Origin of the sequence: Serratia sp. J2 (assembly GCF_046269175.1) — a bacterium.
Lineage (GTDB): Bacteria > Pseudomonadota > Gammaproteobacteria > Enterobacterales > Enterobacteriaceae > Chania > Chania fonticola_C.
The window spans coordinates 1-16,745 of sequence record NZ_JBKABN010000001.1; the positions used below are offsets into that span (position 1 = coordinate 1).

The window sequence follows — 16,745 nt, forward strand, 5'->3', positions numbered from 1 at the left end:
TCGTGCCACAACGTTACGTCTGTTCCAGTCTGTAACCCCGCGTCAAATATTCAACTGAACATGCCACAGACAGAGTGTTGTGCCTGACTATAATGCCGTACCCACTCCCTCTCCTTTTTGGGGAGAGGGTTGGGGTGAGGGGGAACAACAGACGATCAAGCCAAAGTAGATGGGCATCCTTAAAGCGCTGCGATCAGGGCTTCCAACTGGCCGCGATTGGTCTGTTTGGTATCTACCTTCACGTAAGCGCTGCGCTCCTCGGGAACCACAACTGCTTCCGCTACGCCCGGCTGAGCCAGCAAGCGGCTTTGTAACGCCGAATCTTTTACCGCCAGTTCAGACAACGTGATACGCAGGCTGCTGACGTAAGGTGGCTCTTTCATGGTGCTGCTGACCACAAACCAGACGGCGGCAAGTACCGCACCGGCGATAAAGACCAATCCTGCTCCCTGAAAACCATATAACCAGCCGCCCACGCTGCCGCCGATGGCCACGCCAATAAACTGGCTGGTGGAGTAAACGCCCATCGCCGTGCCTTTATAACCCGCAGGGGACTCTTTGCTGATCAGCGAAGGCAGGATGGCTTCCATGACGTTAAACGCCATAAAGAACAGCTGCACCCCGGCAATGATGCCCCATAGATGCTGGCCAGAAAACCACAGCACCACCTCGGCGCAAAACAGAACCGCTACGCAGCCCATAAAGACCTGCTTCATGCGGCGATATTTTTCTGCATAGATGATAAATGGCACTACGGCAATGAAGGAAACCAACATGGTGACCAGATAGACTTTCCAGTGGTCCGCAGCGGCCAGCCCAGCTTTTTCCATTGCCAACGGTAGGGCGACGAAGCTGGACATCAGCAGGATATGCAGGCACAGGATGCCAAAGTTGAGTTTCAACAGCCGCGAATTATTCAGCACCTTGCTGAAACTGCCCCGTACGATGCTCGATTCCCGGTTCAGTACGTGTTCGTCAGCAGAAGGGACGACCAGCAAGGTAATAGCGATACCGGCGAGCGACAGCACGGCTATCATCCAGAACAGCGCATGCAAACCGAAAGCATGGGTCACTATCGGGCCCACCACCATGGCGATAGCAAAGGTGATACCGAAGCTGATGCCGATAAACGCCATCGCCTTGGTACGATTCTGTTCGCGAGTTAAATCCGACAGCAGCGCCATCACCGCAGCAGCTATTGCCCCGGAACCCTGCAATGCACGGCCAAGAATGATCCCCCAGATAGAGTCGCTTAAGGCTGCGATCACGCTGCCAAGGGCGAAGATCAACAGCCCGCCGACGATCAGCGGCTTACGGCCAACGCGGTCGGAAATCAGGCCGAAGGGGATCTGAAATACCGCCTGCGCCAGGCCATAAATACCGATAGCCAGGCCGATCAGTGCCTCGCTGGCACCGTGCAGCGCCATCCCATAGGTGGTCAGGACCGGTAACACCATAAACATGCCGAGCATGCGTAGGGAAAAGACGGTACCCAAGCCCCAGGTTGCGCGGCGTTCTTGGGGCGTCATAATATTGTCGTTCATGTAAACCTCAGTTAACCCGTCGCCTTTCAAGTTGCAGCGTTGTTAGCTGCACTTGCTCACCCCAGTCACTTACAAAAGTAAGCTCCTGGGGATGAGCAAGCTTGTCGCCTAGCTGCAACTTGAAATTCATAGGGTATCGAACCTATTCCAACAGGTTAAGCGGGGGACTTAGCCAGTTGGAATAGCCTCGGCAAAGTTGCGTCATTCTAGTGCGTAGGGCAGGGGGGGTAAATCGAATGTTGTTTAACAGATATTACAGTTGGTGTGCTTTTCTCCGAAACAAATAAAATGGGCCGCTAAGCGGCCCATTCGCAGATAACCGCTGTTTTACCAAGCGTAGGTCAACAGGGTTTCCGGTGTAGCACTGGCACTGAAATCGATCGACATCATTACGCTGAGTGAGGTAATGGCCACGATTGAGAACACAAACAGTTTGCGCGCCCAGACGCTGTCATTTTCCGCTTTGTAGCCGCGTAACGCCATGCCTAGCCACCATACGCTCACCGCCGCTGCGACGATCAGGTATTTGTAGCCAGCATAACCGCCAAGGGTCAGCATCAGCGTGGCGATCATAAACGCCAGGATGTAGAGCGTGATGTGGTTTTTGGCAACGGAGATGCCTTTCACCACCGGCAGTACCGGGATGTTGGCTGCCTGGTAATCTTTAAAGCGGAAGATGGCAATCGCATAGGAATGCGGCATCTGCCACAGGCTGAAGATGGCCAGCAGGATCAATGCACCAGCGTCAAACTCGTTGGTGACCGCGCAGTAGCCAATCACCGGCGGCGCGGCTCCAGACAGGCTGCCGATCAGCGTGCCGTATACCGAGTGGCGTTTCATGTACAGGCTGTAAACGCCGACATAAACCACAAAGCCCATCACCGCCAGCCACATGGCCAACGGGTTGGCTGCGATATACAGCAGTGCAAAACCAGCAATACCCAGCAAGGTAGCGTAAACCAGGCTCACACTCGGCGTGATCAGGCCTTTTACCAGCACCCGGTTCTTCGTTCTCTCCATTTTCTTGTCAATGTCGCGGTCAATGTAGTTGTTAAATACACAGCCCGAGGCAACCACCAACGAGACCCCTAACAGGGTGGCGAGAAACAGGGGATAGTCGATGCTCCCTTTGGAAGCGAGCAGGAATCCCCCGACGACAGAAATTAAATTACCGAAAATAATTCCTGGTTTAGTTACTTGCAGGTATTGCTTAATCATCACGTCCAGCTCTGCTCTTAATCGACCATCATGTTGATGTTGAGGTTGTACATAATCCAGAGTGAACCCACAACAACGATACCGATGATCATAGCGGTGAACAGCAATGCCACCAGGTTCCAGCGCTCTTCCGATGAGGTGTTCATATGCAGGAAGTAAACCAGGTGAACGATCACCTGGATAACCGCCATGCCGACCACAACCGCCAGGATGGTGGAGTGAGAGGCGCTGCCGCTCATCACCATCGCAAATGGAATTACCGTCAGAATGACCGACAGGATAAAGCCGGTCAGATATGACTTCACGCTACCGTGGCTTGCGCCGCCGTGAGAGGTATCATGGGATGAATGGCTCATTTACATTACCCCCAGCAGGTAGACAACGGTAAATACGCAGATCCAGACCACGTCCAGGAAGTGCCAGAACAGGCTCAGGCACATCAGACGGGTTTTATTGGTTGGGTTCAGGCCACGCTTGCTCACCTGAATCATCATGATGATGATCCAGATCAGGCCTGTGGTCACGTGCAGACCGTGAGTACCCACCAGCGCAAAGAAGCTGGAGAGGAACGCACTGCGATCTGGGCCGTAACCTTCGGCGATCAGGTGATGGAATTCATAGATCTCCATCGCCACGAAGCCGACGCCAAACAGGAAGGTCAGGAACAGCCAGGTGTTAACGCTGCTTACCTTGCCCTTGTTCATGCCGATCATCGCCATACCGTAGGTGATGGAGCTGAACAGCAGGAGGAAAGTTTCAACCAGTACAAAATTCAGGTCGAAGATATCTTTCCCAGTGGGACCGCCCGCGGTCCCGTTCACCAGTACTGCATAGGTTGCGAACAAGCTCGCAAACAAAATACAGTCGCTCATCAGGTAGATCCAGAATCCGAAGACCTTGGTTTCTCCTGCGTCGTGGTGCCCATGCTCGGCATGGGCTGCGCTATGGTTGGTCAGAGTATCAGTTGACATGTTTCACGCCTGCTTTGCTGATTTGTTCATAGTGTTGGTTCTCAATGCGCTCGATCTCATCAACCGGCACATAGTAATCAACATCTTCATCGAAGCTCTTGACGATCCAGGTCACGATCATGCCGACGAAGCCAGCAATCGCCATCCACCAGATATCCCAGATCATCGCGAAACCAAATACCAGGCTGAAGCCAGCAATAATCACACCGGCGCCGGTATTCTTCGGCATATGAATCGGCTCGTACTTCGCGGGTTTCTTATAGGCTTCGCCTTTTTCTTTCATGTCCCAGAACGCATCACGATCGTGAATTTCTGGCACTACGGCGAAGTTATAGAACGGAGGTGGTGAAGATGTTGACCACTCCAGCGTACGTGCACCCCACGGGTCACCGGTCAGATCGCGGTTCTGCTCGCGGTCACGGATACTGACGTAAACCTGGATCACTTGGCACAGGATACCGCAGGCAATCAGCGCTGCACCGCCAGCCGCAACCAGCAGCAGAGGGTGGAACTCAGGATTGATATTCTGGCTGATACGGCGGGTCATCCCCATGAAGCCCAGTGCGTACAGCGGCATAAAGGCAACGAAGAAACCGATGATCCAGAACCAGAATGCGCGGATACCCCAGGTCTCATTCAGACGGAAGCCGAAGGATTTAGGGAACCAGTAGGTCAGGCCAGCGAAGCAACCGAACACCACACCACCGATAATCACGTTATGGAAGTGGGCAATCAGGAACAGGCTGTTGTGCAGCACGAAGTTGGCACCCGGTACCGCCAGCAGCACGCCGGTCATCCCACCGATGGAGAAGGTGATGATGAAGCCCACGGTCCACAGCATCGCGGAGTTAAGCTGAATACGGCCTTGGTACATGGTGAACAGCCAGTTGAAGATTTTCACCCCGGTCGGGATGGAAATGATCATCGTGGCAATCCCGAAGAAGGCGTTAACGTTGGCGCCTGACCCCATGGTAAAGAAGTGGTGCAGCCAAACGATAAACGACAGGACGGTGATCGCGATGGTTGCCCATACCAGTGAGGTATAGCCGAACAGACGTTTCTTCGAGAAGGTGGCGGTAACTTCAGAGAAGACACCGAACACTGGCAGAACCAGGATATACACCTCTGGGTGACCCCAGGCCCAAATCAGGTTGATGTACATCATCATGTTGCCGCCCATATCATTGGTAAAGAAATGGGTGCCCAGATAGCGATCCAGGGTCAGCAACGCGACGGTGACGGTCAGGATTGGGAAGGAGACGATGATCAGCACGTTGGTACACAGTGCTGCCCAGGTGAATACCGGCATCTTCATCATCGGCATGCCAGGGGCACGCATCTTCAGGATGGTGGCGAAGAAGTTCACACCGGTCAACAGGGTACCCAGACCGGAAATCTGCAGACTCCAGATCCAGTAATCGACCCCGACGCCAGGGCTGTATTCCTTACCCGACAACGGTGGATAGGCCAACCAGCCGGTCTGTGCGAATTCACCGACACCCAGCGAGATGTTGATCAAGACCACGCCGACCACGAAGAACCAGAAGCTCAGGGAGTTCAGGAACGGGAAGGCAACGTCGCGCGCACCGATTTGCAACGGAACCACCACGTTCATCAGACCCACCACGAAAGGCATTGCCATGAAGAAGATCATGATGACGCCGTGCGCGGTAAAGATCTGGTCGTAGTGGTGCGGCGGCAGGAATCCGGCCTCACCGGCAGACGCGAGCGCCTGCTGGCTACGCATCATGATGGCATCAGCAAAACCACGCAGCAGCATGACCATGGCCACGATGATGTACATGATACCGATTTTTTTATGGTCGACCGAGGTCAGCCATTCGCTCCACAGCCACTTCCATTTGCCGAAATACGTGATCAGCGCCAGCAGGGCCAGCCCGCCAACGATGATTGCAGCAACGGTGACCATGATGATCGGTTCATGCAACGGAACCGCATCAAGTGTTAATTTTCCCAACATCAGATTATTCCTCGGCTCCGGCGTGAGCATGTTCACTCATGTCCATACCCTGGCTCATGTCCATGCCCTGGTGCGCGGAAGCTTCTGCGCCTTTGTGCATGTGCATATCACCCATGAATTTGCCAATAGTCTCTTTGAACAAATTCGGTTTGACACTGGAGAAGTACTCAACCGGGTTGTTTTCACTCGGCTCTGCCAGTTTGTTAAAATCGCTGGTGGCGTTAAGGGTATTAGACGATTCTTTCACCTTGGCTACCCACTGATCGAAGTCGCCTTCGGTCGGGGTGACAATGGCGGTGAATTTCATGCCGGAGAACCCGCGGCCACTGAAGCTGCTGGAAATACCATCGTATTTGCCCGCTTCGTTGCCGATCAGGTGCAGTTTGGTCTGCATCCCGGCCATCGCATAAATCTGCCCACCTAACTGAGGAATAAAGAACGAGTTCATTACCGAGTTAGAGGTGACTTTGAATTCGACTGGAACATCTTTCGGGAAAGCCAACTCATTAACGGTCGCGATACCCTGCTCTGGGTAGATGAACAGCCATTTCCAGTCTAACGACACCACTTCGATGGTCATTGGCTTTTTGTCGGCGACAATCGGCTTGAATGGATCCAGCGCGTGGGTTGTTTTCCAGGTTATGGTGCCAAGGATGGCGATGATAATGATTGGAATGGTCCAGACGACCGCTTCAATCTTGTTGGAGTGTGACCAATTCGGACTGTACTTGGCGCTCTTGTTGGAAGCACGATACTTCCAGGCAAAGGCAAATGCCATGAAGATCACTGGCACCACAACGATCAGCATCAAGCCGATTGCCGTGAGGATCAGTCTTCGTTGCTCAACACCTATTGCTCCTTTGGGATCCATCAACACCATATCGCAACCGCTTAGCATAACGGTGGCGACAATTAAGGATAACATCCCAATACTTTTATTGTATTTCTTAAGTCTCATCTAACGACCCCAATTACCAAGGCTCTATATTGTCGTTTCATGTGTGCGGGCATTTTACGGGAAGGTTGCAGTACTGTAAACATACTTAAGAGAGTGTCAGCGGCTTGTTGACACTTTCTGTTAAGGGGGTCACACATGTAACGTTAGGTGACAATTTACTAATGGCAACAATGTGTTGGCGAGCTGAATCGTTCCGGGGGGATGCTATGTCATGGAAAACCAAGGGTATGTCAGGATATCGCGTCAGCGGTGGCGATGTTTGAATAGGCGCAAAAAGGTTTATTTAATGTAAAATTTTTGTTTTATTGAGGTGAATTAAAATCTATTTCCGAGCGTTTTACTCGGGTAAAAAAATAGCTTTGGTAAAAATATTAAATTTTTAACGAAATAAATTCGTTTTTCTGATGCTTTTTTGTTGGCCGAATTTTATCGGCCAACAAAAAAATCACGCTAATTGCGTTCGGCGCAACGCCAGGTAGTCCAACAGGCTACCCATGATAATCCCCACCAGGCTCAGCATGGCACCGGTTTGCAGCAGCTGCACGGCGAGGTTGGGCCAATCGGTCCAATCCAGCGCGTTGGCGATCAGCAGCAGCAACCATACGCCTAGCAGCGAGCAACCGGCGCCCAGCAGGCGTAGTGCCCAGCGATAGGCGGCACGAAACTCAGTGCGTGGCATAAAGTTGTCGGTACGTTGCGTGTACTCCAACGTCTGGCGGCAGATTAACAGCAGCAGCAGGCCTGGAACCGCCGCCGCGATGGAGAACAGGTAAAACAGTGGCCAGCCATGAGCGGTCACGAACCAACCGGCAATTGGCCCGACGTAAACGCGGCCAACGGCGGAGAGCGCCGAGAGCAGGGCAAACTGGGTGGCGGAGAAGGATTTGTTGCACAGGGTCATCAGCAGGGCGACAAAGGCTGCGGTGCCCATGCCGCCACACAGGTTTTCCAGGAAAATGGCGCTGCCCATCGTCAGGATGTTTTTAGCGGTGATTGCCAACAGCCAGTAACCGATGTTGGATACCGCCTGCAAAATGCCGAACAGCATCAGCGCCCGGAACAGGCTGAGACGCTGCATCAAGACGCCGCCGAACAGGGCCCCGACGATGGTGGCAAACAGACCGAGGGTTTTATTCACCAGGCCGACCTCGCCGGCATCGAAGCCGACGCCGCGGATCAGAAAGGTGGTGCTTAAACTCCCGGCAAAAGCGTCACCCATCTTATACATCACGATCAGCAACAGGATCAGCCAGGCATTGTTACGGGCGAAGAAGTCACGCAGTGGAGCGACTACCGCCATCTCGAGGGTGCGCGGCGCAGGAATGCTGTCGTCCGGTTCCGGTGCCATCAGCGTAGCGGCTACGCCAATTAGCATCAGCCCGGCCATTAGCCAGTAAGTCGCCTGCCAACCGAAATAGCGATCGGCCAGCCACAGGGCCAGCCCGCCGGAGACCAGCATTGCCAGGCGATAACCCAGTACCGACACTGCGGCCCCGGCCCCGCGTTCTTCGGCCGCCAGCAGATCGGTTTTGTAGGCGTCAAAAACAATATCCTGTGAGGCAGAACAGAATGCCACCACCACCGCCAGCGTGGCCAGCCACCATAGATGCTGTGACGGATTCATAAACCCCATCGCCACGATGGCCACTACCAGCAGCAACTGGCTGATCAACAACCAGCCACGCCGCCGCCCGAGGAACGGGGGAGTGTAGCGATCCATAAACGGAGACCAGAGGAACTTGAACACGTAGGCCTGGCCCACCAGCGAGAAGATACCGATGGTTTTCAGATCGAGGCCTTCGACGGTCATCCAGGCTTGCAGCGTGCCGGAGGTCAATGCCAACGGCAGCCCCGAGGCAAAGCCCAACACCAACAGGATGACGGAATTACGCTGGGTAAAAATATTCAGATACTGTTTCGACATGAGATCCCGATCTGCGCTGCCCTGTAAACCGAGCAGCGCGAGGCATTGCCTGATTAACGTGCGTTTTGCTTGATAAAGTCGTTGACGCTGGTGTCTTGAGCCATATCGGCGATGACGTCACCCAGCACGGTGTTGACCGCATCGGTGATTTTTTCATTGCTGGCGGTGAAGGCACCCTGCACGTTATAGGTAGAACGGTAGTTCTTCACCTGCTTGTTGCCGTTTTTGGCCTGCGCGATGATTGAAATATCCGCTTTGGTGGTGATGTTGTAGCGCAGGTTGCCTTGGGAAACGTCGGCAAACAGCGTATTCACTACGATTTGCAAATCAACCGCACCTGATGGCCCAATCATATAACCACGCGCGCCCATTTGCTTTTCCAGCACTTCTTGTAGCAGGAAGCGCAGATCGCGCGATGGGGTCAGGGTGATCAGTTGGCCGTCACGGTTCACTTTGGCTAGCGCCTGATCGGGGCGTTGGTCTGCACCGTTAATGCTGATAGTGATCCCTTGCAGGGTTGGGTCCTGCTGTGGCAACACGATCTTCGGGGTTACGTTCAGCGTATTGGTGCTGGTCGCACAGCCAGCTAACAGCAGTGCAGCCAGCAGAGGAAGACAAAGTTTTTTTAACATTATGACTGTCTCATCAATCGTGGTTTTATACCCGGTGCTGTTCAAGCCCGCGGGCAGGGTTGTGGGTGCTTGATAATCAAAGCGCTAGAGTCAACGATAAATTGCCGCCATCATAGCATTGCCAACAACGGGTGGAAGTGTTGAAGGTGGCCGTAGCGTAAATTTTTCCTCAACCAGGATAAAAACAGGCTTTTTCGAGTGGCTCAATCGGATAAACCTCAACTGAGCCACTTTTATTGATGAATTTTTCGGCATTGTGTCGTGGGATTTACGATAGCCATGTTCTGGCGGGGGCAAAACCGACTAATATTAAAGTAGAACCTGGTAGCCTGCCGGTGTAAGGAGATCCTATGATCCGCGAGCAAATAGAAGCAAAGTTAAGGGCGGCGTTTGAACCCGCGTATCTGGAAGTGACTGATGAGAGCTATCGGCATAACGTTCCTGCTGGATCCGAAAGTCATTTCAAGGTGGTGTTGGTGAGCGACCGCTTTGTCGGCGAACGGTTCCTGACCCGGCATCGCTCCATTTATGGCGTGTTGGCGGAAGAACTGGAAAACGGCGTACACGCGCTGGCACTGCATACCTATACCCTGAAAGAGTGGGAAGGGCTGCAGGATACGGTGCCAGCTTCGCCACCTTGCCGTGGGGCGGGCACATTAGCTTAATACCTAAAATTTACGGTATCAGTGGAACTTTTACCCGTATTTAAGGTATTACTACTGACGAATTTTGCAACGGCCTGCGGGCCGTTGCTGTTTTTGACGACGACAAAGCCGAAGGTGTTTGCAGCTCTGATGGCCATGGCATCAAGGTATTTGGGCGAAAAATCGGCAAAAGTGTGATTTTTAACGCGCCAGTGCTGCCTTGCCATCCTCGACTAGCTACGCTTGCGCCGCTATAATGTCGCGTCTATTTTTTCCGGAATGGTTTCGGAACGCTCTCGACATCAGGGAACTCGGTTTTTAATGTAGCCGTCCTGGTTCTTGGAACGGAGTTGACCGAGCACTGTGATTTTTTTGAGGTAACAAGATGCAAGTTTCAGTAGAAACCACTCAAGGCCTTGGGCGCCGTCTCTCTATTACTGTACCCGCTGATGTTATCAATCAGGCAGTAAAGAAAGAGCTGATCAACGCAGCTAAAAGCGTACGTATCGACGGTTTCCGTAAAGGCAAAGTGCCGATGAACATCGTCGAACAGCGTTATGGCGCCTCCGTCCGTCAGGACGTGCTGGGCGATTTGATGCAGCGCAACTTTGTTGACGCGATCATCAAAGAGAAAATCAACCCGGCCGGTGCACCAAACTACGTACCGGGCGAGTATAAAGAAGGCGAAGATTTCGCTTTCACCGTGGAATTCGAAGTCTATCCAGAAGTTGAGCTGAAAGGCCTGGAAAGCATCGAGGTTGAAAAACCTGTGGTTGAAGTTAACGACGCCGATGTGGATACCATGCTGGAAACTCTGCGTAAGCAGCAGGCGACCTGGAAAGACACCGACGGCGCAGCCACTGCTGAAGACCGCGTGACCGTTGACTTCACCGGCTCTATCGACGGTGAAGAGTTTGAAGGCGGTAAAGCCGCTGATTTCGTTCTGGCTATGGGCCAGGGCCGCATGATCCCAGGCTTCGAAGAAGGTCTGGTGGGTCATAAAGCCGGTGAAGAGTTCACCATCGACGTCAACTTCCCAGAAGATTACCACGCAGAAAACCTGAAAGGGAAAGCGGCCAAGTTCGCTATCGTGCTGAAGAAAGTTGAACAGCGCGAGTTGCCAGAACTGACCGAAGAGTTCATCAAGCGTTTCGGCGTGGCTGATGGTTCTCTCGCCGGTCTGCGTACCGAAGTGCGTAAAAACATGGAGCGCGAACTGAAAGGCGCCGTGCGTAACCGCATCAAGACTCAGGCTATCGACGGTCTGGTCAACGCTAACGAAATCGACGTGCCAGCGGCACTGATCGACGGCGAAGTCGACGTTCTGCGTCGTCAGGCTGCACAGCGTTTTGGTGGCAACGAGAAGCAAGCGTTGGAACTGCCACGCGAACTGTTCGAAGAGCAAGCCAAACGTCGCGTTGTGGTCGGTCTGCTGTTGGGCGAAGTGATCAGCACCAACGATCTGAAAGCCGATGAAGATCGCGTTAAGACCCTGATCGAAGAAATGGCTTCCGCCTACGAAGATCCGAGCGAAGTTGTTGAGTTCTACAGCAAAAACAAAGAGCTGATGAACAACATGCGTAACGTTGCTCTGGAAGAACAAGCGGTAGAAGCCCTGCTGGCTAAAGCGAAAGTGACTGAAAAAGCCACTACCTTCAGCGAGCTGATGAACCAGACTCAACAAGCGTAATGCTGGTTGATGCCAGGAGCGACCTGATGGCAGGTCCTTTGCCGTAGCTGGGAGTTCCTTACAAGGCCCGTAACTTTGGTTACGGGCTTTTCTTTTGCCACGTGACTGATTAATCTCGGCTTAACTGTGGCAATATGCACTATATTTATTGGGTCGAGGACGAATGGCGGCGGCGGAAGGCCAGTGGTTGTGACCTTGCCTGCCACACAGGGATGTTGGTGAAATTGTTCACCGGGCTTGAAATGCGCTCTGTGACCCCCCAATTCCTACAACAGTATGGGCCGCTTTATCCGCCTGGCGGAATGATAGCGCCGTCAAATCAGTGTGGAGCCTGTCGATGGCTTGAACGTAGTCATGATGGCCGTTCTCAAGTAGAATCGACAGACAATGGCGCCAAGGCAATTTCTATTAGGAGACGGTAATGTCATACAGTGGCGAACGAGACCAATTTGCACCTAACATGGCACTGGTGCCGATGGTGGTAGAGCAGACTTCGCGCGGGGAGCGTTCTTACGATATTTATTCCCGCCTGCTGAAAGAGCGCATTATCTTCCTGACCGGCCAGGTTGAAGATCATATGGCTAATCTGATCGTGGCACAGATGTTGTTCCTCGAGGCAGAAAGCCCAGAAAAAGACATTTTCCTGTATATCAACTCGCCAGGCGGCGTGATCACGGCTGGTATGTCAATCTATGACACCATGCAGTTTATCAAGCCGGACGTCAGCACCATCTGTATGGGGCAGGCGTGTTCCATGGGGTCGTTCCTGCTGACGGCAGGCACCAAGGGCAAGCGTTTCTGCCTGCCAAACTCCAGAGTGATGATCCACCAGCCGCTGGGCGGCTACCAGGGCCAGGCAACGGATATTGAAATCCATGCGCGTGAGATCCTGAAGGTGAAGGCTCGCATGAATGAGTTGATGGCACAACATACCGGCCAATCGCTGGAACAGATCGAACGTGATACCGAACGTGACCGCTTCATGACGGCGGAAGAATCGGTAGAATACGGTCTGGTCGACAGCATTCTGACGCACCGCAGCTAAAACTATACCCGAAGGGTCGCAAGCTGTAGTGCATACCTGTTGCCTGAAAGGTTATGGGTAGCGCGCGGCTTGCGGGCCGATAGGCTATAGTATTCAGAGCGGGCCTGGCTCGCTTTAAACAGCGTTATCGGCGTTCCCGGTATAAAGTTTGGGCGCATTGTCGCCGCGTAATGGTGCGGGACAAAGACAAAAGAAGAGGTTTGACTCATGACAGATAAGCGCAAAGACGGTTCAGGAAAGCTGCTGTACTGCTCTTTCTGCGGCAAAAGCCAGCATGAAGTGCGTAAGCTGATTGCCGGTCCGTCAGTGTATATCTGCGATGAATGTGTTGATCTGTGTAACGACATTATTCGCGAAGAGATTAAAGAAGTTGCGCCGCATCGCGAGCGTAATTCATTGCCGACACCGCACGAAATTCGTCACCACCTGGACGATTATGTTATCGGTCAGGAACAGGCGAAAAAAGTGCTGGCGGTGGCGGTCTATAACCACTACAAACGCCTGCGTAATGGCGATACCAGCAATGGCATCGAACTGGGTAAAAGCAATATTTTGCTGATCGGCCCAACCGGTAGCGGCAAGACCTTGCTGGCAGAAACGCTGGCACGTTTCCTGGATGTGCCTTTCACCATGGCCGATGCCACAACGTTGACCGAAGCCGGTTACGTGGGTGAGGACGTGGAAAACATCATCCAGAAACTGTTGCAGAAATGCGACTACGACGTGCAAAAAGCCCAGCGCGGCATCGTCTATATCGATGAAATTGATAAAATTTCACGTAAGTCAGACAACCCGTCCATCACCCGTGACGTTTCGGGCGAAGGCGTGCAGCAGGCGTTGCTGAAGCTGATCGAAGGCACGATTGCGGCGGTTCCACCACAGGGTGGGCGTAAACATCCGCAGCAGGAATTCCTGCAGGTGGACACCTCCAAGATCCTGTTTATCTGTGGCGGTGCGTTTGCCGGCCTGGATAAGGTGATTGGCCAGCGCGTTAACACCGGTTCCGGTATCGGTTTTGGTGCCACGGTGAAGGGTGAATCTGAAAAAGCCACCGAAGGCGAACTGCTGTTGCAGGCAGAGCCGGAAGACTTGATCAAATTTGGTCTGATCCCGGAGTTCATCGGTCGTCTGCCAGTGGTTGCCACCCTCAGCGAACTGAGTGAAGAAGCACTGATCCAGATCCTGAAAGAGCCGAAAAACGCCCTGACCAAGCAGTATCAGGCGTTGTTCAATCTGGAAGGGGTAGATCTGGAATTCCGTGAGGAAGCGCTGAACGCTATCGCCAAGAAGGCCATGACGCGTAAGACCGGTGCCCGTGGCCTGCGTTCGATTGTAGAAGGCGCGCTGCTGGACACCATGTACGATCTGCCGTCGCTTGAAAGCGTAGATAAAGTGGTGATCGACGAATCGGTGATCGCTGGCCAATCCAAGCCGTTATTGATTTACGGCAAACCGGAAGCGCAGGCTTCTGGCGAATAATTAGCCAGTCAAACCAGAAAGTTAATCGTAAAAGGGGGATTTTATCCCCCTTTTCTTTTTCTCGACATTGTTACCGTTGAATGTCAGAGATTCATCCCCATATACTCATAATCCAGATTTTGTGAAACGTTTGATGCTTGCGTCTCATGAGATCCCCCTAATCCTGGCGGAAATTAAACTAAGAGAGAGCTCTATGAACCCTGAGCGTTCCGAACGCATTGAAATCCCCGTGTTGCCATTGCGCGACGTGGTGGTTTATCCGCACATGGTGATCCCGTTGTTTGTTGGCCGGGAAAAATCGATTCGGTGCCTCGAAGCCGCAATGGATCACGATAAAAAGATCATGCTGGTGGCGCAGAAAGAGGCCTCGACGGATGAACCTGGCATTAACGATCTGTTCTCGGTAGGTACCGTTGCATCGATTTTACAGATGCTGAAACTGCCGGACGGCACGGTCAAGGTGCTGGTCGAAGGTTTACAGCGTGCGCGTATTACCACGCTTTCCGACAGCGGTGAACACTTCGCTGCCCAGGCTGAATATCTTGAATCACCGGCTATCGACGAGCGTGAGCAGGAAGTCCTGGTGCGCACGGCGATCAATCAGTTTGAAGGCTACATCAAACTGAACAAAAAAATTCCACCGGAGGTGCTGACTTCATTGAACAGCATCGACGACGCTGCACGCCTGGCGGACACCATCGCCGCGCATATGCCGCTGAAACTCAGCGACAAGCAGTCGGTGCTGGAGATGTTCGATATCACCGAGCGTCTTGAGTACCTGATGGCGATGATGGAGTCGGAGATCGACCTGCTGCAGGTTGAGAAGCGCATCCGTAACCGCGTCAAGAAACAGATGGAAAAGAGCCAGCGCGAGTACTATCTGAATGAGCAGATGAAGGCGATTCAGAAAGAACTGGGCGAGATGGACGACACGCCGGATGAACACGAGGCGTTGAAGCGCAAGATCGAAGCGGCCAAAATGCCGAAAGAAGCGCGTGAGAAAACCGAAGCGGAACTGCAAAAGCTGAAAATGATGTCGCCGATGTCTGCGGAAGCGACCGTAGTGCGTGGCTATATCGACTGGATGATCCAGGTGCCGTGGAATGCGCGCAGCAAGGTGAAAAAAGACCTGCTCAAGGCGCAGGAAGTGCTCGATACCGATCACTACGGCCTGGAACGCGTCAAAGACCGCATCCTTGAGTATCTTGCAGTGCAGAGCCGCGTCAGCAAAATCAAGGGCCCAATCCTGTGCCTGGTAGGGCCTCCTGGCGTGGGTAAGACCTCGCTGGGGCAGTCGATCGCTCGTGCGACCGGCCGCCAATATGTCCGTATGGCGCTGGGCGGCGTACGTGACGAAGCGGAGATTCGCGGTCACCGCCGGACTTACATCGGCTCCATGCCGGGTAAACTGATCCAGAAAATGGCCAAAGTTGGGGTGAAAAACCCGCTGTTCCTGCTCGATGAGATCGACAAGATGTCATCCGACATGCGTGGCGATCCGGCTTCAGCCCTGCTGGAAGTGTTGGATCCGGAACAGAACGTGGCGTTTAACGATCACTATCTGGAAGTGGATTACGATCTGTCCGACGTGATGTTCGTGGCGACCTCGAACTCGATGAACATTCCGGCACCGTTGCTGGACCGTATGGAAGTGATCCGTCTTTCCGGCTATACCGAAGACGAAAAGCTGAACATTGCCAAACAGCACCTGTTGCCAAAGCAGCTTGAACGCAACGCGTTGAAGAAAGGTGAGTTGACAGTGGATGACAGTGCCATTATCGGCATTATCCGTTATTACACCCGTGAAGCCGGGGTGCGTAGCCTGGAGCGTGAAATTTCCAAGCTGTGCCGTAAAGCGGTCAAGTCGCTGCTGATGGACAAGAAGCTCAAGCACATCGAGATCAACGGCGAAAACCTCAAGGACTATCTGGGCGTCCAGCGTGTTGACTACGGCCGTGCGGACACCGAAAACCGCGTAGGCCAGGTAACCGGGCTGGCGTGGACGGAAGTGGGCGGCGATCTGCTGACCATTGAAACCGCCTGCGTACCGGGCAAAGGCAAGCTGACCTACACCGGTTCTTTGGGTGAAGTGATGCAGGAGTCTATCCAGGCTGCATTGACCGTGGTACGTGCACGTGCAGAGAAGTTGGGCATCAACGCCGACTTCTATGAAAAACGTGATATCCACGTCCACGTGCCGGAAGGGGCGACGCCGAAAGACGGCCCAAGCGCCGGTATTGCCATGTGTACCGCGCTGGTTTCCTGCCTGACAGGCAACCCGGTGCGTGCCGATGTGGCAATGACCGGTGAGATCACCTTGCGTGGTCATGTGTTGCCGATTGGTGGCCTGAAAGAGAAGCTGCTGGCGGCACACCGTGGCGGTATCAAAACCGTGCTGATCCCTTACGAGAACAAGCGCGATTTGGAAGAGATCCCGGACAACGTCATTGCCGATCTGGAGATCCACCCGGTACAGCGAATCGATGAAGTTTTGAACATCGCACTGGTCAATCCGGCCTTCGGCGCACAGCCCGTAGCGGTAAAATAGTGACGTATAGCAAAAACCATTGATAAAACTCATGCTGGCAAGCCAATTCGGACTTGCCAGTATTTTTTTGTGCCGCTAAGTTAGATCCCTGTCGGCTCGCGTTTCGTCGCC

Annotated in this window: 13 protein-coding genes; 5 read left to right on the forward strand and 8 right to left on the reverse strand. The window is 53.3% G+C overall.

Annotated features, from left to right (window positions below; genetic code table 11):
• Positions 1–179 precede the first annotated feature (179 nt).
• The 8 genes from ACKWMY_RS00005 to ACKWMY_RS00040 form a co-directional block, all read right to left on the reverse strand.
• Positions 180–1,544, reverse strand: coding sequence for an MFS transporter (locus ACKWMY_RS00005; protein WP_024483938.1), 1,365 nt, complete (start codon positions 1,542–1,544; stop codon positions 180–182).
• Positions 1,545–1,871: 327 nt separating this feature from the next.
• A complete protein-coding gene (cyoE, locus tag ACKWMY_RS00010; RefSeq protein ID WP_074030765.1) occupies positions 1,872–2,762 on the reverse strand; it encodes a heme o synthase in 891 nt (296 codons plus the stop codon).
• Positions 2,763–2,779: 17 nt separating this feature from the next.
• Entirely contained in the window at positions 2,780–3,118 is a 339-nt protein-coding gene (locus tag ACKWMY_RS00015; protein WP_024483939.1) for a cytochrome o ubiquinol oxidase subunit IV, read from the reverse strand.
• Positions 3,119–3,733 carry a cytochrome o ubiquinol oxidase subunit III gene (locus ACKWMY_RS00020; protein ID WP_024528376.1) on the reverse strand — a complete coding sequence of 205 codons (615 nt, stop codon included), beginning with the start codon at positions 3,731–3,733 and terminating at the stop codon, positions 3,119–3,121.
• Positions 3,723–5,714 carry a cytochrome o ubiquinol oxidase subunit I gene (cyoB, locus tag ACKWMY_RS00025; protein ID WP_021180174.1) on the reverse strand — a complete coding sequence of 664 codons (1,992 nt, stop codon included), beginning with the start codon at positions 5,712–5,714 and terminating at the stop codon, positions 3,723–3,725. The genes ACKWMY_RS00020 and cyoB overlap by 11 nt, the downstream gene beginning before the upstream one ends.
• Positions 5,715–5,718: 4 nt before the next feature.
• Positions 5,719–6,672, reverse strand: a complete 954-nt coding sequence (cyoA, locus tag ACKWMY_RS00030) for a cytochrome o ubiquinol oxidase subunit II (RefSeq protein WP_024483941.1) — start codon at positions 6,670–6,672, stop codon at positions 5,719–5,721.
• Between the two features lie 445 nt (positions 6,673–7,117).
• Positions 7,118–8,596 carry a muropeptide MFS transporter AmpG gene (gene ampG / locus ACKWMY_RS00035; protein WP_024483942.1) on the reverse strand — a complete coding sequence of 493 codons (1,479 nt, stop codon included), beginning with the start codon at positions 8,594–8,596 and terminating at the stop codon, positions 7,118–7,120.
• Between the two features lie 53 nt (positions 8,597–8,649).
• The gene (locus ACKWMY_RS00040; protein ID WP_021180171.1) at positions 8,650–9,228 is read right to left on the reverse strand and encodes a lipoprotein; all 579 of its coding nucleotides are present in this window, start codon (positions 9,226–9,228) and stop codon (positions 8,650–8,652) included.
• Between the two features lie 350 nt (positions 9,229–9,578).
• Between ACKWMY_RS00040 and bolA the strand changes: the two genes are divergently transcribed.
• The 5 genes from bolA to lon all read left to right on the forward strand — a co-directional run bounded on the left by bolA (position 9,579) and on the right by lon (position 16,634).
• Entirely contained in the window at positions 9,579–9,893 is a 315-nt protein-coding gene (gene bolA / locus ACKWMY_RS00045; RefSeq protein ID WP_021805484.1) for a transcriptional regulator BolA, read from the forward strand.
• Between the two features lie 364 nt (positions 9,894–10,257).
• Positions 10,258–11,562 (forward strand): trigger factor, encoded by a 1,305-nt coding sequence (gene tig, locus ACKWMY_RS00050; RefSeq protein WP_024528379.1) that lies wholly within the window; start codon positions 10,258–10,260, stop codon positions 11,560–11,562.
• Between the two features lie 421 nt (positions 11,563–11,983).
• Positions 11,984–12,607, forward strand: a complete 624-nt coding sequence (gene clpP, locus ACKWMY_RS00055) for an ATP-dependent Clp endopeptidase proteolytic subunit ClpP (protein WP_021180167.1) — start codon at positions 11,984–11,986, stop codon at positions 12,605–12,607.
• Between the two features lie 207 nt (positions 12,608–12,814).
• Entirely contained in the window at positions 12,815–14,086 is a 1,272-nt protein-coding gene (clpX, locus tag ACKWMY_RS00060) for an ATP-dependent protease ATP-binding subunit ClpX (protein ID WP_021180166.1), read from the forward strand.
• Between the two features lie 193 nt (positions 14,087–14,279).
• The gene (gene lon, locus ACKWMY_RS00065) at positions 14,280–16,634 is read left to right on the forward strand and encodes an endopeptidase La (RefSeq protein ID WP_021805482.1); all 2,355 of its coding nucleotides are present in this window, start codon (positions 14,280–14,282) and stop codon (positions 16,632–16,634) included.
• Positions 16,635–16,745 lie beyond the last annotated feature (111 nt).